This window comes from Streptomyces sp. NPDC056128 (assembly GCF_042263835.1).
Classification (GTDB): Bacteria; Actinomycetota; Actinomycetes; order Streptomycetales; family Streptomycetaceae; genus Streptomyces.
This window is the reverse complement of the sequence record NZ_JBHJVQ010000055.1, coordinates 1-17,407: the sequence shown is the minus strand read 5'-3', so window position 1 is coordinate 17,407 and position 17,407 is coordinate 1. Positions and strand designations below refer to the sequence as shown.

Annotated in this window: 15 protein-coding genes and 1 pseudogene; 4 read left to right on the top strand and 12 right to left on the bottom strand. The window is 72.7% G+C overall.

Translation table 11 applies throughout. The features are described from left to right. The first annotated feature begins 587 nt into the window (after positions 1 to 587). Entirely contained in the window at positions 588 to 1,598 is a 1,011-nt protein-coding gene (trpS, locus tag ACFC1X_RS40225; protein WP_376364558.1) for a tryptophan--tRNA ligase, read from the top strand. Here trpS and ACFC1X_RS40220 read toward each other — a convergent pair. After that, positions 1,553 to 2,557: a GlxA family transcriptional regulator gene (locus tag ACFC1X_RS40220; RefSeq protein WP_376364555.1), complete on the bottom strand. Its 1,005-nt coding sequence runs from the start codon at positions 2,555 to 2,557 to the stop codon at positions 1,553 to 1,555. The genes trpS and ACFC1X_RS40220 overlap by 46 nt on opposite strands. Positions 2,558 to 2,631: 74 nt before the next feature. On the opposite strand from ACFC1X_RS40220, the gene ACFC1X_RS40215 reads away from it, so the two are divergent. Beyond that, positions 2,632 to 3,216 (top strand): cysteine hydrolase family protein, encoded by a 585-nt coding sequence (locus ACFC1X_RS40215; RefSeq protein ID WP_376364552.1) that lies wholly within the window; start codon positions 2,632 to 2,634, stop codon positions 3,214 to 3,216. A gap of 5 nt (positions 3,217 to 3,221) precedes the next feature. Here the strand turns inward: ACFC1X_RS40215 and proC are convergent, their stop codons facing one another. The 6 genes and pseudogenes from proC to ACFC1X_RS40185 form a co-directional block, all read right to left on the bottom strand. Continuing rightward, entirely contained in the window at positions 3,222 to 4,034 is an 813-nt protein-coding gene (proC, locus tag ACFC1X_RS40210; protein WP_376364549.1) for a pyrroline-5-carboxylate reductase, read from the bottom strand. A 228-nt stretch (positions 4,035 to 4,262) separates the two neighbouring features. Beyond that, the gene (locus ACFC1X_RS40205) at positions 4,263 to 5,054 is read right to left on the bottom strand and encodes an ABC transporter permease (RefSeq protein WP_376364546.1); all 792 of its coding nucleotides are present in this window, start codon (positions 5,052 to 5,054) and stop codon (positions 4,263 to 4,265) included. Next, complete coding sequence (locus ACFC1X_RS40200) at positions 5,051 to 5,863, bottom strand: ABC transporter ATP-binding protein (protein ID WP_376364543.1); 813 nt, start codon at positions 5,861 to 5,863, stop codon at positions 5,051 to 5,053. The genes ACFC1X_RS40205 and ACFC1X_RS40200 overlap by 4 nt, the downstream gene beginning before the upstream one ends. Before the next feature lie 32 nt (positions 5,864 to 5,895). Next, a pseudogene (locus ACFC1X_RS40195) lies at positions 5,896 to 6,689 on the bottom strand (class I SAM-dependent methyltransferase). A 24-nt stretch (positions 6,690 to 6,713) separates the two neighbouring features. Further along, the gene (locus tag ACFC1X_RS40190; protein ID WP_376364541.1) at positions 6,714 to 7,226 is read right to left on the bottom strand and encodes an EamA/RhaT family transporter; all 513 of its coding nucleotides are present in this window, start codon (positions 7,224 to 7,226) and stop codon (positions 6,714 to 6,716) included. 43 nt (positions 7,227 to 7,269) lie between these two features. Then, positions 7,270 to 7,599: an SH3 domain-containing protein gene (locus tag ACFC1X_RS40185; RefSeq protein WP_376364538.1), complete on the bottom strand. Its 330-nt coding sequence runs from the start codon at positions 7,597 to 7,599 to the stop codon at positions 7,270 to 7,272. Positions 7,600 to 7,781: 182 nt separating this feature from the next. On the opposite strand from ACFC1X_RS40185, the gene ACFC1X_RS40180 reads away from it, so the two are divergent. Then, a complete protein-coding gene (locus ACFC1X_RS40180; RefSeq protein ID WP_376364535.1) occupies positions 7,782 to 9,899 on the top strand; it encodes a PQQ-binding-like beta-propeller repeat protein in 2,118 nt (705 codons plus the stop codon). Positions 9,900 to 9,916: 17 nt separating this feature from the next. Here ACFC1X_RS40180 and ilvD read toward each other — a convergent pair whose 3' ends face one another. The 4 genes from ilvD to ACFC1X_RS40160 all read right to left on the bottom strand — a co-directional run bounded on the left by ilvD (position 9,917) and on the right by ACFC1X_RS40160 (position 14,406). After that, complete coding sequence (gene ilvD, locus ACFC1X_RS40175; protein ID WP_376364532.1) at positions 9,917 to 11,770, bottom strand: dihydroxy-acid dehydratase; 1,854 nt, start codon at positions 11,768 to 11,770, stop codon at positions 9,917 to 9,919. Positions 11,771 to 11,891: 121 nt separating this feature from the next. Further along, positions 11,892 to 12,503 (bottom strand): TetR family transcriptional regulator, encoded by a 612-nt coding sequence (locus tag ACFC1X_RS40170; protein WP_376364530.1) that lies wholly within the window; start codon positions 12,501 to 12,503, stop codon positions 11,892 to 11,894. Next, the gene (locus tag ACFC1X_RS40165) at positions 12,500 to 13,345 is read right to left on the bottom strand and encodes a sugar phosphate isomerase/epimerase family protein (RefSeq protein WP_376364527.1); all 846 of its coding nucleotides are present in this window, start codon (positions 13,343 to 13,345) and stop codon (positions 12,500 to 12,502) included. Before ACFC1X_RS40165 ends, ACFC1X_RS40170 begins: the two co-directional genes overlap by 4 nt. Before the next feature lie 128 nt (positions 13,346 to 13,473). Further along, a complete protein-coding gene (locus tag ACFC1X_RS40160) occupies positions 13,474 to 14,406 on the bottom strand; it encodes a Ppx/GppA family phosphatase (protein ID WP_376364524.1) in 933 nt (310 codons plus the stop codon). A gap of 71 nt (positions 14,407 to 14,477) precedes the next feature. Here ACFC1X_RS40160 and ACFC1X_RS40155 point away from each other — a divergent pair, with 71 nt between their 5' ends. Then, entirely contained in the window at positions 14,478 to 15,302 is an 825-nt protein-coding gene (locus ACFC1X_RS40155) for a hypothetical protein (protein ID WP_376364521.1), read from the top strand. A gap of 70 nt (positions 15,303 to 15,372) precedes the next feature. Here ACFC1X_RS40155 and ACFC1X_RS40150 read toward each other — a convergent pair whose 3' ends face one another. After that, a complete protein-coding gene (locus ACFC1X_RS40150; protein WP_376364561.1) occupies positions 15,373 to 17,127 on the bottom strand; it encodes a hypothetical protein in 1,755 nt (584 codons plus the stop codon). Between the last annotated feature and the right edge of the window lie 280 nt (positions 17,128 to 17,407).

The following is a 17,407-nucleotide window of genomic DNA, read 5'->3' as shown; positions in this document are numbered from 1 at the left end:
CCCTTCGGTCTTGCGTTTCCGACTCTATCAGATCTTTCCGATCCGATTTCCTCGGTGCCTTTCAGGTTCCCGCTTTCGCGTTTCCCTTTCCGGCGGTTCCGACTCTATCAGATCCTTTCGGGCTCTGATTCCCCGTCAGAGGGGGTTGTCTTCCCGGCCCTCGGGCCGTTCCGACGAGGTGAGACTCTAGCGGATTCCCGGCTCCCGAGCTAATCGGGGCCGCGTCCTTTCGAACGTGGATTCCTCATTCCGTAAATACGCGCACCGACAGATCGACTGTTCGTCGAAGAGTGGTTAATACTTGCGGAATCGCTGTCCGGGGACCGACCGGAGTCGACGCTCACGTCGGACAACTCGGAGAACACTACGAGTGCGGGTCGGACGTGTCAAATCCAGGTCAGGACGGCGGTCGGGGCGTACTGTGAGGGGCATGACGACGCGTACGTGTAGCCAGCTCTGGTGGGCCGCCTGACGGCGGCCGTACTCACGTATGCACTCAACGGCCGCCGCTTCGGCGGCCGTTCTCGTATCTCCCTCCAGGAGGGGCGGCCGGCGGGTGGCGGCGGCCCTGACCAGGAGGTGGAGAGATGACGCGGGTCTTCAGTGGGGTCAAGCCGACGGGGCACCTGACGCTGGGGAACTACCTGGGAGCCATGCGGCAGTGGGCCGCGGTGGACCAGCACCGGTCCGACGCGCTGTTCTGCGTCGTGGACCTGCACGCGCTGACCGTGGACCATGATCCGGCGCGGGTGCGCAGACTGAGCCGGCAGGCGGCGTCGCTGTTGCTGGCCGCGGGGCTGGACCCCGACCTGTGCACCGTGTTCGTACAGAGCCATGTGGACGAGCACGCCCGGCTGTCGTACGTACTGGAGTGCGTCGCGACCGACGGGGAGATGCGGCGGATGATCCAGTACAAGGAGAAGGCCGCGCGGGAGCGGGAGCGGGGCGGGAGCGTGCGGCTGTCGCTGCTGACGTATCCCGTGCTGATGGCCGCCGACATCCTGGTCTACGGGACGGACGATGTGCCGGTCGGGCACGACCAGACGCAGCACGTGGAGCTGGCGCGGGATCTCGCGGTGCGGTTCAACCAGCGGTACGGGCACACGTTCGTGGTGCCGCGGGCCACGAATCCGGCGGTGGCGGCCCGGGTGATGAATCTGCAGGACCCGGCCTCGAAGATGGGGAAGAGCGACGACGTCGGGCCCGGGATCGTCTATCTGCTGGACGAGCCGGACGTGGTGCGGAAGAAGGTCATGCGGGCGGTGACCGACAGCGGGCACGAGGTCGTGTACGACCGGGAGGAGCGGCCGGGGCTCGCGAACCTGCTGGAGATCCTCGCCGCCTGCGTGGGTGGCGAACCGGCGGAGCTGGCCGAGGCGTACGACTCGTACGGCGCGCTGAAGAAGGACACCGCGGAGGCCGTCGTCGAAGTGCTGCGGCCCGTGCAGCGGCGGCATCAGGAGCTGTGCGCGGATCCCGGTTACGTCGAGGGCGTGCTGCGGGAGGGCGCGGAGAAGGCGCGGCGCATGGCCCGGCCGACCGTGGACGCGGCCTACCGGGCGATCGGACTGCTGCCGCCGGTGAACGCGGACCGGTAGGCGCGGGGGCTGGTGGCGAGGCGCGATGCGAAGTGCTGGCGCATCGTGACCTCGCTGCCGAAGCCCGCCCGGCGGGCGACCTCGGGCATGGGCAGGTCGGTGCGTTCGAGGAGTCGCTGGGCGGCGGCGATGCGCTGGTCGAGGAGCCAGCGCAGGGGGGTGGTGCCGGTCTCGGCCGTGAAGTGACGGGCGAAGGAGCGCGGGGACATGTCGGCGCGGGCGGCCAGGTCCGCGACCGTGAGCGGCTCGTGGAGGTGGCGCAGGGCGTGTTCGCGGACGGCGGCGAGGGTGTCGGCGTCGCGGTCGGCCCGGGGTGTGGGCCGCTCGATGAACTGGGCCTGGGTGCCGGTGCGGAACGGGGCGGTGACCATCGAGCGGGCGATGGTGGCGGCGGCTTCGGCGCCGTGGGCCAGGCGGACCAGGTGGAGACAGAGGTCGATGCCGGCGGCCGTGCCGGCGGCGGTCCAGAGGTTGTCGTCCTCGATGAAGAGGGCGTCGGGGACCACGGTGACGCGGGGGTGGTGGGTGCGCAGGAGGTCGATCAGCCGCCAGTGGGTGATGGCGCGGCGGCCGTCGAGCAGGCCGGCCTGGGCGAGGGTGAAGGCCCCGCCGCACAGGGCGGCGACGGTGGTGCCGCGGGCGTGGGCACGGCGGAGGGCGTCGAGGACGGGGGCCGGCGCCGGGGTGAGGTGGTCGTCGAGGCCCGGGACCACGACGAGGTCGGCGCGGTCCAGCCAGCCGAGGGCGCGGTCGGGGTGGAGGGCGAGGCCGCCGCGCATCGGTACGGGGTTCGCGCGGTCGGCGGCGACCCGGCGCAGGTCGAAGGCGGGGGCGCCGCGGTCGGTGCGGTCGGTGCCCCAGACCTCGGTGATGACGGAGACGTCGAAGGCGCGGATGCCGGGGAAGGCCAGGAGGGCCACGCGGTAGGGCCGGGCCGGGGCCGCGACTTCGAGTGCCATGCGTGGCAGTAAACCATCGATCGGTGGCTTTTCGACCTCTGGGGTGTGGTGCCGGCGGGCGGCAGGATCGGGGCATGGACATCGCGCGGAACGCAGCACTGGTCGTCGTGGACGTACAGCAGGGATTCGAGGAGGTCGGCTACTGGGGTACGCGCAACAATCCGGCGGCGGACGACAACATCGCCGCGCTCATCGACGGGTGGCAGGCGAGCGGGCGGCCGGTCGTGTTCGTGCGGCACGACTCGGTCACGCCCGCGTCGCCGTTGCGGGCGGGGTACGAGGGCAACGGGTTCAAGGAGTACGTCGAGCAGCGGCGCGGCAAGGGGGGCGGGGCCGAGCTGCTGGTGACGAAGAGTGTGAACTCGGCGTTCCTCGGGACGCCGGATCTGGGGGCCTGGCTGCGGGACGCGGGGATCTCGCAGGTCGTGGTGGCCGGGATCCAGACGAACATGTGCGTCGAGACGACGGCACGGATGGGCGGGAACCTCGGGTACGAGGTCGTGGTCGCCTTCGACGCGACGTACACCTTCGGCCTCGAGGGCCCCTTCGGCTGGCGGCAGAGCGCGGACGAGCTGGCGCGGGCGACGGCGGTGTCGCTGCACGGGGGCGGGTTCGCGCGGGTGGTGACGACCGAGGAGGTGCTGGGCGCGGCGAAGTGAGCCCGTCAGTCCTTGGTGCCGGAGGCCAGTTCGCGGCTGCGGTCGCGGGCCGCCTCCAGGGCGGCGATGAGGGCGGCGCGGACGCCGTGGCTCTCCAGTTCGCGGATGGCGTTGATCGTGGTGCCGGCGGGTGAGGTCACGTTCTCGCGGAGCTTGACCGGGTGTTCGCCGCTGTCGCGGAGCATGGTGGCGGCGCCGATCGCGGACTGGACGATCAGGTCGTGGGCCTTGTCGCGGGGCAGGCCGAGGAGGATGCCGGCGTCGGTCATGGCTTCGACCAGGTAGAAGAAGTACGCCGGGCCGGAGCCGGAGAGGGCGGTGCAGGCGTCCTGCTGGGACTCGGGGACGCGGAGGGTCTTGCCGACGGCGCCGAAGATCTCCTCCGCGTGGGCGAGGTGGGCGGCGGTGGCGTGGGTGCCGGCGGAGATGACGGACATGGCCTCGTCGACGAGGGCGGGGGTGTTCGTCATGACGCGGACCACGGGGGTGCCGGTGGCCAGGCGCTCCTCGAAGAAGCCGGTGGGGATGCCCGCCGCGCCGCTGATGACCAGGCGGTCGGCGGGGACGTGCGGGGCGAGTTCGTCGAGGAGGGTGCCCATGTCCTGCGGCTTGACCGTGAGGATGAGGGTGTCGGCGGTCTTGGCGGCCTCGGCGTTGGTGACGGGGGTGACTCCGTAGCGGGTGCGGAGTTCGTCGGCGCGCTCCTGGCGGCGGGCGGTGACCAGGAGGTCGGCGGGTGACCAGCCGGCTCCGATCATGCCGCTGAGCAGGGCTTCGCCGATCTTGCCGGTGCCGAGGACTGCGACTTTCTGGGTCATGGCTTTCGGTGCCCTCCGGGTGCCCTCTGTGGTGCGTCGTCCGGTGTCATCCTCGCACTCACGAGGGCGGGCCGGGCTTGGCGTCCAGTCCGCGGGATGTCGGTGGTGGGGTCCGTCGAGTGGTTTTCGCCCCCGCCGCCCCTTCCCTTCCCGTCCCTGGGGGCTGCCGCCCCCAGACCCCCGCTTTCGGCCTGGACGGCCTCGTCCTCAAACGCCGGACGGGCTGATTCATGCCGTTCGGCGCTTCAATGTTGCCGCTCCCAGCGCCAGGACCAGAAGGGCGCAGCCCGCGACGATCAGGGCGTCGCGTACGAAGGCTGCGGTCATGTCGGTGTGGCGGAGGACCTCGTTCATGCCGTCGACCGCGTAGGACATGGGCAGGACGTCGGAGATGGCCTCCAGGGCGGGGTGCATGTTGTCGCGCGGGGTGAAGAGGCCGCAGAGGAGGAGCTGAGGGAAGATCACTGCCGGCATGAACTGCACCGCCTGGAACTCGGAGGCCGCGAAGGCCGAGACGAAGAGGCCGAGTGCGGTGCCCAGGAGGGCGTCCAGCAGGGCCACGAGGAGGAGCAGCCAGGGGCTGCCCGTGACGTCCAGGCCGAGGAACCAGACCGCGAGGCCGGTCGCGAGGGCCGACTGGACGATGGCGAGGGCTCCGAAGGCGAGGGCGTAACCGGCGATGAGGTCGGCCTTGCCGAGCGGCATGGCGAGGAGGCGTTCGAGGGTGCCGGAGGTGCGCTCGCGCAGGGTGGCGATGGACGTCACCAGGAACATCGTGATCAGCGGGAAGATGCCGAGGAGTGAGGCGCCGATGTTGTCGAAGGTGCGGGGGCTGCCGTCGAAGACGTAGCGCAGCAGGAACAGCATCACGCAGGGGATCAGGAGCAGGAGCGCGATGGTGCGGGGGTCGTGGCCGAGCTGGCGCAGGACGCGGGTCGCGGTGGCGGTGGTGCGGGTGAGGCTCAGGGCGCGGGTGGGGGCCGGAGTGAGGGTGGGCGCGGGGGCGGCGGAGGTGGTCATGGGGTGGTCTCCTTCGTGCGGGCGGCCGTCGTGGCCTCGTCGACCAGGTGCAGGAAGGCCTCCTCGACGGTCTCGGAGCCGGTGCGGGTGCGCAGGGCGTCGGGGGTGTCGTCGGCGAGGATCCGGCCCTCGCGCATGAGGAGGAGGCGGTGGCAGCGCTCGGCCTCGTCCATCACGTGGGAGGAGACGAGGAGGGTGGCGCCGCGGTCGGCGGCGAGGGAGTGGAAGAGGGCCCACAGGTCGCGGCGGAGGACGGGGTCGAGGCCGACCGTCGGTTCGTCGAGGACCAGGAGTTCGGGGGCGCCGAGCAGGGCGACGGCCAGGGAGACGCGGCTGCGCTGGCCGCCGGAGAGGTTGCCGGCGAGGGCGTCGGCGTGGGTGGTGAGGTCGACCTCGGCGACGACGCGGGTGACGTCGTCGCGGCGGTGGTCGGCCAGGGCGCGGCCGGGGGCGAGGATCGCGGCGAAGTAGTCGAGGTTCTGGCGGACGGTCAGGTCGTCGAAGACGGACGGGGCCTGGGTGACGTAGCCGATGCGGGTGCGCAGGGCGGGGTGGCCGGCCGGGCGGCCCAGGACGTCGAGGGTGCCGGTGGCCTTGGCCTGGGTGCCGGCGATGGCGCGCATGAGGGTCGACTTGCCGCAGCCGGAGGGGCCGAGAAGGCCGGTGATCCGGCCGCGCGGGACGGTGAAGCCGAGGGCGCGCAGGACGGTGCGGGGGCCGCGGACGACGGTGAGGTCGTCGGCGCGGACGGCGGGCGGGGCGGGGTCGCCGCCTTCTGTTCCGGGTGGCCGGGAGGCATAATTCATCATGTGATGAATACTCCTCCCGGTCGCCCGTGCCGTCAAGCCGCCGGGGCCTGCGCGAGGAGGAGCAGGACGTCGTACGTCTCCTCGACGATGCCGTCCGGGAAGGCGGCCAGGAGGTGGCGGCGTTCCTCGGCGAGGAAGGCCGCGCTGTGTGCCGCGCCGTGGGTCAGGAAGACCGAGTGGCTGCCGAGGTTGGCGAGGTGGGTGTCGAGGGGGACGCGGCGGCTCCAGCGGATCTCGCGGCGGGTGAAGCCGAGGCTGTCGGTGGGGTCGGCGGCGCGGGCGTTGACGTTGCGTTTCTCGGCGGAGACGTCGATGTCGAAGTGGCTCTCGATGCGTCGGGCGGCGGCCCTGATCCACGGGACGTCGAGGGCGTCCGTGTTCCACCAGAGCGCTAGCGCGCCGCTAGGACGCAGCACGCGCAGCGCCTCCGGGATCGCCAGGGCGGGGTCGGTCCAGTGCCAGGCCTGGGCGTAGGTGAGGAAGCCGGCGTGGTGGCCGGCGAGGGGCAGGGCGTTGCCGTTGCCCCGGACGATCGGCACGTCGGGGAGGGTGCGGCGGAACTCGGCGGCCATGCCGGCGCCGGGCTCCACGGCGATCACGTCGGCGCCGCGCGCGTGCAGGAGGGCGGTGGCGATGCCCGTACCGGCTCCGACGTCCACGACGCGGGAGCCCTTCAGGGGGCGGCCAGCTCCTCCAGGGCGTCGAGGAGGGCGGGCGGGTACGAGGGGCGGTTCGCGGCGTACTGGGCCGCGGCGGCGTTGAAGGAGTGGGCGCGGACGCCGCGGTCGGACGGGGTGGCTTCCCCCGGGGTCACGGGTGTCGTCATACGGCCATGGTGGCCGCGGTCGCCCTACCTGCGGCGGCGCTTTTTCGGGTTGCCCGAGCGGCGGGTGGTGCGCTTCTCGTACTCCGTGCGGGCCTTGTCGTACTCCTCGCGGTGCAGTTTCTCGCCCGGGGCCTCGGCGAGGGTGCGGAAGAAATAGGCGAGGAGGGAGCCGACGAAGCCGATGGCCAGCAGGCCGCGCATCTGGGCCTGGCGGTCGGGGTCGGGGCGGCCGGTGAAGCCGGACCAGGTGTGGCGGAAGGCCAGGGCGCTGCAGATCGCGAACATCACGACCATCAGCAGCGAGACGAAGCTGCCGATGTCGGCGATCTGGAGGCCGTCGTAGGCGATGCGGAGCACGAAGCAGGCGGCGGCCGCCGCGGCGAGGGAGCCCACGGCGAGGCCAGCCCGCCGGGCGCCGTAGCCGCCGTCGTGGTTCACCCAGGTCGTGCCGTAGAACCGGAGGGGTTCGGGGCGGGGGCCGGGCGTGGAGCCCGCGGGGGTCTCCGGGATGCCGTTCTTGCCGTTCTCTGCGCTCACGGGTCGATTATGGCGCCGGGGGTGCCGCGGGCTCCGGGTGGGATCAGCAGCGCGGGGCGACGTACCCGTCGCTGCCGGTGCGCACGTAGGCGTCGGAGACGTACTGGCCGCCGCCGATGCAGTCCCAGACGTTCGAGGTGCCGTACGGGCCCGAGACCCGGGTGCCCGGCGTCTGGCAGCTGATCGAGACGCTGGCGCCCTCGGGCAGGACCCGCACGATCCCGTAACCGGTGCCCGGTCCGCTGCGGACGTTCAGCCGGTAGCCCGGTGCGACCGGGTAGCCGCGCCGGGCCGCGGCCGTCGTGGTCACGGCGCCCGGCGCCGCCTTCTCGTCCTCGCCGTCCCCTACGGCCGGAATCTGGTCGACAGACATGGAAATCCTCCCCCGTTGTGCCCCACGACGTTCATGGGGCCCCGTTGATACCCCAAGAACAAGCCATGAAACACCAGTTCGCAACTCGCACACGCGGGGCGGCCCGCCGCCTCTGTCCCGTACGCCCCATCGACTAGGCTCCGAGCGTCGCTCGCGCGAACGAACAGCACGGGGGTGGATCCATGGCGCCGCAGCGGAACGCCGGAGCGGGCGCGGAAGCGGAACTTCCGGAGTACGCCGGTCACTACCTGTTGGAGTCGTGCCTCGGCTCCGGCGGCATGGGCGTCGTCCACCTGGCCCGCGGCACCTCCGGGATGCGGGTCGCGGTGAAGGTCGTACACGCCTCCTATGCCAAGGATCCCGAGTTCAGGGGGCGTTTCCGGCAGGAGGTGGCGGCGGCCCGGCGGGTCAGCGGGGCCTTCACGGCGCCGGTCGTGGACGCAGATCCGGAGGCCGGGCGGCCCTGGATGGCCACGCTCTACATCCCCGGGCCCACGCTCTCCGAGCAGGTGAAGCGGAACGGGCCCATGGACGAGGCCCAGTTGCGCCGGCTGATGGCCGGGCTCGCCGAGGCGCTGCGGGACATCCACCGGGTCGGCGTCGTGCACCGGGACCTGAAACCGAGCAACGTGCTGCTCGCCGAGGACGGTCCGAAGGTCATCGACTTCGGCATTTCCCGGCCGAAGGACAGCGAACTGCGCACCGAGACCGGGAAGTTGATCGGGACGCCGCCGTTCATGGCGCCCGAGCAGTTCCGGCGGCCCCGGGACGTGGGGCCCGCGGCCGACGTGTTCGCCCTCGGGTCGCTGATGGTGCACGCGGCGACCGGGCGGGGGCCCTTCGACTCCGACAGCCCGTACGTCGTCGCCTACCAGGTCGTGCACGACGAACCCGACCTGACCGGCGTACCGGAGACGCTGGCGCCGCTGGTGCTGCGGTGTCTCGCCAAGGAGCCCGAGGACCGGCCCACGCCGGACGAGCTGATGCGGCAGTTGCGGTCGGTGTCGGCGGAGTACGACACGCAGGTGTTCATACCGGCGCAGCGGGAGGAGAAGTCGCCGGCCCCGGCGCCCGCCGCGGCACCGGAGGCTCCCGCCGAGCCGGCCGTGCGGCGGCTGGGGAAGCGGGCGGGGCTGGTGGCCGGTGCGCTCTGCCTCGCCGTGATCGGCGGGCTGGTCTCGGTCCAGGTGTTCGGCGGCGGCGAACCCGCGTCCCGGACGCCCGCCGCGCAGAGTGCGCAGAGTGCGCCGGGTGGTTTCGGCGCGTGGGAGACGGCGTCCGCCGGGAAGAGCGGTGGGATGCCCCAGTGCTCGTACGCGGAGCGGCGGCTGCTGTGCGCGCGGCCCGGCCTGGTCTTCGCCGTCGATCCGGCCGACGGCGGCATCCTGTGGCGGCACGCCGTCGAGGAGACCGTGCGCGGCGAACCGCCGGTCCTGTCGGGCGGGCTCGTGCAGCCCGAGGTCGGTCTGCTGGGCCGCCCGCTGGAGGCGCTCGACCCGGCCACCGGCGAGCCGGCGTGGCAGGAGGACATGCCCGCGTACGACGGACTGCGGTGCGTCGGCGACATGCTGCTGCTCACCCGCGCCGACGGGATGGTCACCGGCGTGGACAGCGCCTCCGGGCGGACCCGGTGGTCGCACCGGATCCCCGGTCAGTCCGTGCCGTACTTCACCTCGTTCGCCGGGGAGCGGCGGCCGGCGGCGTACGCGACGAGCGAGTCGGCGGACGGAAGCCGCACCCGGGTCACCGCGGTGGACCCGGCGAGCGGGGACGTGCGGTGGGAAGCGGAGTTGGAGGGGACGCTGGCCCTCGTGGGCGCGGCGGAGGGGTCCGTGTACCTGGTCCCCGAGGGAGCGACCTACGGCGACGTGAAGGCCGTGGTCCGCTACACGCCCGCCACCGGGGAGACGCGCCGGGTGGACCTGCCGGTGCCGGTCGAGCAGGCGGCGGTCGGCGTGCACGGGGACACCGTCCACCTCGCGGGCGCGGGCGGTTCGGTGGTGGCCGTCGACATGGCGGCCGGGAAGCAGAAGTGGCGGCTGGAGACCGGGGTGAGCCGGAGTTCGGCACCCGTCTCCGACGGCCGGCACGTGTACGTCACCGCGCCCGACGGGCGGCTCCTCGGTGTCGACGCCCGGAAGGGCAAGCTCCTCGGTCAGACCCGGACGCGGCTCGGCGAGGACTCCGACCGGGTCCCGGCCTCGCTGCCGGCGCCGCTGGTCGCGGGCGGGCACGTCTACGCCACCGCGCCCGACGGGACCGTGTTCGGCGTGGACGGGCGGGACCCCGCCGCCTGGTGAGCGGGGCCCCGGCGGGGTCAGCCCAGCTTGGACACGTCGCGGACCGCGCCCTTGTCCGCGCTGGTCGCCATCGCGGCGTACGCCCTGAGGGCCGCGGAGACCTTGCGGTCGCGGTTCTTCGGGGCGTACACGCCGTTCAGGGCCTGGTCGCGGCGGGTCAGTTCGGCGTCGTCCACGAGCAGCTCGATGGAGCGGTTCGGGATGTCGATGCGGACGCGGTCGCCGTCCTCGACGAGGGCGATCGTGCCGCCGGCCGCCGCCTCCGGGGAGGCGTGGCCGATGGACAGGCCCGAGGTGCCGCCGGAGAAGCGGCCGTCGGTGATCAGGGCGCAGGCCTTTCCGAGGCCGCGGCCCTTCAGGTACGAGGTCGGGTAGAGCATCTCCTGCATGCCGGGGCCGCCCTTGGGGCCCTCGTAGCGGATGACGACGACGTCGCCCTCCTTGACCTGCTGCGTGAGGATCTTCTCGACGGCCTCCTCCTGCGACTCGCAGACCACCGCCGGGCCCTCGAAGGTCCAGATCGACTCGTCGACGCCCGCCGTCTTCACCACGCAGCCGTCCACGGCGAGGTTGCCGCGCAGCACCGCCAGGCCGCCGTCCTTGGAGTAGGCGTGCTCGACGGAGCGGATGCAGCCGCCCTCGGCGTCGTCGTCCAGGGAGTCCCAGCGCTCGGACTGGGAGAAGGCCTCGGCGGAGCGCTTGCAGCCGGGGGCCGCGTGCCAGAGCTCCACGGCCTCCTGCGAGGGGGAGCCGCCGCGCACGTCCCAGGTCTTCAGCCAGTCGGCCAGGGACGGGCTGTGCACGGAGTGGACGTCCTCGTTGAGCAGACCGCCGCGGTGCAGCTCGCCGAGGAGGGCGGGGATGCCGCCCGCGCGGTGCACGTCCTCCATGTAGTACGTGCGGTCCTTGGCGACGTTGGGCGCGACCTTGGCCAGGCAGGGGACGCTGCGCGAGAGGGCGTCCATCTCGGCGAGGCCGTAGGAGACCTCCGCCTCCTGGGCGGCGGCCAGCAGGTGCAGGATCGTGTTGGTGGAGCCGCCCATCGCGATGTCCAGCGCCATGGCGTTCCCGAAGGCCGCGGGGGTGGCGATGTTGCGGGGCAGGACCGAGTCGTCGTCCTGCTCGTAGTAGCGGCGGGTCAGGTCGAGGACCGTGCGGGCGGCGTTCTCGTAGAGCGCCTTGCGGGCGGTGTGGGTGGCCAGGACCGAGCCGTTGCCGGGGAGGGAGAGGCCGATGGCCTCGGTCAGGCAGTTCATCGAGTTGGCGGTGAACATGCCGGAGCAGGAGCCGCAGGTCGGGCAGGCGTTCTCCTCGATCCGGAGGATGTCCTCGTCGGAGATCTTGTCGTTGACCGCCTCCGACATCGCGTCGACCAGGTCCAGCGTGCGGACCGTGCCGTCCACCAGGGTGGCGCGGCCGGACTCCATCGGGCCGCCGGAGACGAAGACCGTCGGGATGTTCAGGCGCAGCGCCGCGTTGAGCATGCCCGGGGTGATCTTGTCGCAGTTGGAGATGCAGATCAGGGCGTCGGCGCAGTGGGCCTCGACCATGTACTCCACGCTGTCCGCGATCAGGTCGCGGGAGGGCAGGGAGTAGAGCATGCCGCCGTGGCCCATGGCGATGCCGTCGTCCACGGCGATCGTGTTGAACTCGCGCGGGATGCCGCCGGCCGCGACGACCGCCTCGCTGACGATGCGGCCGACCGGGGCGAGGTGCGTGTGGCCCGGCACGAACTCCGTGAAGCTGTTGGCGACGGCGATGATCGGCTTCCGCCCGATGTCCGCGCCGGGTACACCGGAGGCACGCATAAGGGCGCGGGCGCCCGCCATGTTGCGGCCGTGGGTGACTGTGCGGGACCTCAGTTCGGGCATCGTCGCTCGCTCCTTCGGAGAGTTATGACTGCCGTCGAGCGTACGCCCGTCATCCAGGGGTCGGGACAGGGTGTCCGGAATGCGGGACGACCGTCTCGCCCACGGAGTGCCGGGCGGGGGCTCAGGGGCCCGTGAGGTGGCCCTGTACGACCGGGGCCAGCCGCGCGACGATCTGCTCCGGGTCGGCGGAGGCCAGCGGCTCCACCTTGATCACGTAGCGGAGCATCGCGCAGCCGACCAGCTGGGCCGCGGCCAGCTCGACGCGCAGTTCCGCGTCCGGGGCGTCCAGGCGGGCGGCGACCCGGCTCAGCAGCTGGGTGGAGATCAGCCGGCGGAAGACGGCGGCCGCGGTGTCGTTGTTCACGGCGGAGCGGACGATGGCCAGCACCGGCTTGCGGGTGGTGGGGTTCTCCCAGATGCCGATGATGAAGCGGGCGAGCCGCTCGCCGACGGCGTCGAGGGGACCGTCGGCGATCACGTCCGGCGCCTCCAGGGCGGGCGCGAAGGCGATCTCGATGGCCGCCTCGAAGACCTGCTCCTTGGTGCCGAAGTAGTGGTGCACGAGCGCCGGGTCCACACCGGCAGCCTTGGCGATGCCCCTTACGGACGTCTTCTCGTAGCCGTTCTCGGAGAACACCTCGCGGGCCGTGGTCAGGATGCGGTCGCGGGTGTCGCCGGACTCCGTGCGCGGCGGGCGGCCGCGGCGGCGGGTGGTCCCGCCGGTCCCGCTCACCGGCGGTGCGCCTTGGTCGCGGAGGCCGACGACGCCGACGCCAGGTGCAGGCGGGCGAAGGCCAGGGCCTCGGCGAGATCGGCCTCACGTTCGGCGCCTGACATCGCGCGCCGGGTGTTGACCTCGATGACGACATGGCCGTCGAAGCCGGTGGTCGCGAGCCCTTCCAGCAGCTCGGCGCAGGGCTGGTCGCCCCGGCCGGGGACCAGGTGCTCGTCCTTGGCGGAGCCCTTGCCGTCGGCGAGGTGGACGTGGCCCAGGCGGTCGCCCATGCGGTCGACCATGTCGAGGGCGTCGGTGCGGGAGGTCGAGGCGTGGCTGAGGTCGATCGTGAAGTGGCGGTAGTCGTCCTTCGTCACGTCCCAGTCGGGGGCGTACGCCTGCATCTCGCGGTCGCGGTAGCGCCAGGGGTACATGTTCTCGACGGCGAAGCGGACGTCCGTCTCGTCCGCCATCCGCCAGATGCCGCTGACGAAGTCCCGCGCGTACTGGCGCTGCCAGCGGAACGGGGGGTGGACGACCACGGTGCTCGCGCCGAGTCGCTCGGCGGCGGCGCGGGCGCGCTGGAGCTTGACCCAGGGGTCGGTGGACCAGACGCGCTGGGTGATGAGCAGGCACGGCGCGTGCACGGCCAGTATCGGCATGCGGTGGTAGTCGCTGAGTCTGCGCAGCGCGTCGATGTCCTGGCTGACCGGATCCGTCCAGACCATCACCTCGACGCCGTCGTAGCCGAGGCGTGCGGCGATCTCGAAGGCCGTCGCCGTCGACTCCGGGTAGACGGATGCCGTCGACAGGGCGACCTTCGCGTCCGGGATTCGGACTGCGTCCCTGGGTTTTGCCACGGGGGTCAGGTTACGGGGTGTGGGTTGGAGGGTGTGGGGGCCCATTCGCCGTTGTGGTGATGGTCGTAGGGCGGGTGCGGGTGCGTTGTGGTTGCTCGCGCCGTTCCCCGCGCCCCTTCGGGGGCGCGCTATGGCTGGACCATGTGGTCCAGTCTGCGGAGGATTACGCCCTCTCGCAGGGCCCACGGGCAGATTTCCAGGTTTTCCACACGGAAGAGGTCCATCGCCGCCTCGGCGACCAGGGCGCCGGCCAGGAGCTGGTTTGCGCGGCCCTCGGAGACGCCGGGGAGTTCGGCGCGCTCGGCGGTGGTCATGGCGGCCAGGCGGGGGACCCATGCCTCCAGGGACGCACGTTTCAGCTCGCGCTGGACGTAGAGGCCCTCGGCGGAGCGGGCTGCGCCTGCGATGCGGGCCAGCTGCCGGAAGGTCTTGGACGTGGCGACCACGTGGTCGGGGGTGCCGGAGCGGCTGAACTCGCCGACCGTCCGGGCGATCTCCGTACGGACGTGCCGGCGCAGCGCCCTGACGGCGTCCGGGTCGGGCGGGTCGCCGGGCAGCCAGCCGGCGGTGAGGCGGCCCGCGCCCAGCGGCAGCGACGCGGCCGTGTCGGGCTCCTCGTCCATGCCGTAGGCGATCTCCAGGGAGCCGCCGCCGATGTCCAGGACCAGCAGCTTGCCCGCGGACCAGCCGAACCAGCGGCGGACGGCGAGGAAGGTGAGCCGCGCCTCCTCCGCGCCGCTGAGGACCGTCAGCTCGACGCCGGTCTCGGCCCGCACCCGCGCGAGGACGTCGTCGGCGTTGGTCGCCTCGCGCACGGCGGAGGTGGCGAACGGGAGGATCTCCTCGACGCCCTTGTCCTCGGCCGCCTGAAGGGCGTCGAGGACGACCGCGACCAGCTTGTCGACGCCCTCGGGGCCGACGGCGCCGTCCTCGTCGAGGAGCTGGGCGAGGCGGAGATCCACCTTGTGCGAGTGGGCGGGCAGGGGGCGGGCGCCGGGGTGCGCGTCCACCACCAGCAGGTGCACCGTGTTCGAACCCACATCGAGGACACCGAGTCTCATGTACGGAACGCTACTGCCAGCGGGGCGGGCGGCGGTGCCGTCATCCGCCTCCGGCGTCTTACCCTGGAGCCGTGCCAAAGACGAAAAAGGCGAAGGCTGAAAAGTCGGCCAAGAAGGACAAGAGGCGCGTAATGGGCGAAGAGAAGGGTGACGAGAAAGGTCTCGACTTCGCCCGCGCGTGGGTGGAGTTCCCCGATCCGGCGGACGACGAGCAGGTCTTCCGGTGCGACCTGACATGGCTGACCTCCCGCTGGAACTGCATCTTCGGCAGCGGCTGCCAGGGCATCCAGGCGGGCCGCGCGGACGACGGGTGCTGCTCGCTGGGCGCGCACTTCTCCGACGAGGACGACGAGCGGCGGGTCGCCGAGCACGTGGCGCGGCTCACGCCGGACATCTGGCAGCACCACGCCGAGGGCACGCGGGACGGCTGGACCTCCGAGGACGACGAGGGCTCCCGGCAGACCCGTCCCTTCCAGGGCTCGTGCATCTTCCAGAACCGGCCCGGTTTCGCCGGGGGCGCGGGCTGCTCGCTGCACATCCTGGCCCTGAAGGAGGGCCGGGAGCCGCTGGAGACCAAGCCGGACGTGTGCTGGCAGCTGCCGGTGCGGCGGACGTACGAGTGGATCGACCGGCCCGACGACACGCGCGTGCTCCAGGTGTCGATCGGTGAGTACGACCGGCGCGGCTGGGGTCCCGGCGGGCACGACCTGCACTGGTGGTGCACCTCGGCGACCTCGGCGCACGGCGCGGGCGACCCGGTGTACGTCTCGTACCGGCCCGAGCTGATCGAGCTGATGGGCAAGGCGGGGTACGACCGGCTGGTCGAGCTGTGCGAGGAGCGGCTGGCGTCGCAGTTGCCGCTGCTCGCGCCGCATCCGGCGGATCCCGCTCGCTGAGGGCCGCGTACGCCGCGCTTGTTCGTCCTAGGAGGCCGCGTTCGTTCGTCCGAGGCGGGGTTCGTTCGTCCTAGGAGGTGGCCGGGCTCGGGTCGCCGGTGTCGCTCGGTGGGGGCGAGGAGCCGGTGCCGCCCGTCGGGGACGGGCCGGTCGGCGTCGGGTCCGGGTCGGGCGATGTCGGTGACGGGTCCTCGGTGGGGGTCGGGTCCGGGTCGGGCTGCGAGGTCGACGGCGACGGGTCCGGGCCCGGGTCGGACGGGGACGGCGAGTGGTCCGGGGTGCTGGGGCGCGGGCGCGGGCCCGGGTGGGACGGGCCGGGCGCGGTGCCGTAACCCTTGATCGAGACGACCGCGCCGGCGGGCGACACCGCCACGCGGGCGCTCCAGTGGCCGGACGGCTCGCGCAGGTGGTCGACGTACACCCGGATGGTGCGGGTCTCGCCGGGGCGCAGGGTGCCGGAGGACTGGCTCAGGTAGAGCCAGGACGCGCCGACGGACGCGGACCAGCGGACCGGGGCGTCACCGGTCGCGGTCAGGGTGACCAGCGTGGTGTCGCCGTCGTGGCCGGCCGTCACGCTCAGCGCGCTCTTCTCGCCCGCGCCGGAGACGCTGACGACCTCCACGGAGACGTCGGACTCGCCGTTCTTGCCGAAGCCGGTGCCGGGGGTGGTGCTGGCGTTGCCCGCGTTCTCATAGCCGCCGCCGGTGGAGTCGCCGTCCATGCCGTCGGGGCTCTGTGCCTCGCTGGCGCTGGACGAGCGGCCGTCCTCGCCCTCCACGACGGGGGTGCCGCGGTAGGCCGCCCAGAGTGCTAGTACGGGCGCGGCTACGACGGTTGCCACGACGGTCGTGGTGACGGCACGCGCGCGTAGCCGGTCCCGGCGGGCGGCGCGGTCCTTGGGGTCCATGGGGAAGCCGCGGCGGTCGAAGCGGGGGGCGGCGATCCGGGCTCGCGGGAGGTGCGCCATGGCCACGTGCAGCGCGGTGCGGGGGGCCTCCAGGACGGGGAGTTCGGCCGGGGTGACGCTGGTGCCGGGCCAGCGGCCGGGGATCGCGCGCTCTGCCGTGCGGCGGCAGCGGGGGCAGTCGTCCACGTGCCGGACCAGTTCGCGGCGCAGGGCGGCGCTGAGCACGTACCGGTTGTCGCCGGTGAGGCGGGCTACGCCGGTGCAGGTGCCGGTCTCCACGACGGCGAGGGCGGCGCGGGTGCGTTCTACCTCGCAGGCGGCGGAGGCGAGGAGTTCGCGGGTGGCGGCCAGGTCCATGCCGAGGACCGCGGCGACCTCGTGGGGGGCCAGGCGGTGGCGGACGGCTAGTTCCAGGGCCTCGCGCTGCTCGGGGGTGGTGCCGGCGGCCTCCGGCCAGGCGAGTTGGGCGAGTTCGCCGCGGTGGCGTTGTTGGGTCTTGTCGTCGGGGGTGTCGGTGGTGTCGGTGGTGGTCGCTTCGGTGGTGGGCGTGCTCGTGCTCGTGGGGCGGCCTGCCGCATGGCTGCTCTGACGTTTCTGCTTGGCCTCGGTCAGCCTGCGGAGGCAGGCCCAGCGGGCCAGGGCGTACAGCCAGGCCCTGCGGTCCTGGGCGGAACCGGGGCCGCGGTTGCCGCGGCGTTGGGCGAGCGCCAGGACGTCGCCCAGGGCGGCGGTCGCGGCGGTGTGGTCGCAGAGCACGGACAGGCAGTACGTGAACAGGCCGTCCAGATACGCGTCGTACGCGGCGTGGCGCGCGGGCGGTCGCTGCGCCAGGGAACGCGCCGCGGCGCGGTCCCGCGCCTCCCGGTGCGCTCGGTGTGCGCCGGTCGTGCGGGTCGTGGTCTCCGGACTGCTCCTCATCACTCGGCGACCGTAGGGGGCTATGGGTGGCGCGAACTGGCGCGTTGGGCACTTTTAATCCGTACGGGTGAAACGATCCCTCATAAGGGGACAGGAGGCGGTTGTTCCGGGGGGTGGGATGCCTGCGGCGGCCTGTGGCGGGTGGGGTGGGGGTGCGCGTAGCGCGGTGCGGTCGGTGGTGGGTCGGGGTCGTGTCGGGGGGTGTCCGTCCTCGGAACGGCGCGGAATCGGTCGGCCACAGAAGTGCCCTCCGTTGACGCGCCAACCGCTGCGGGCGGAC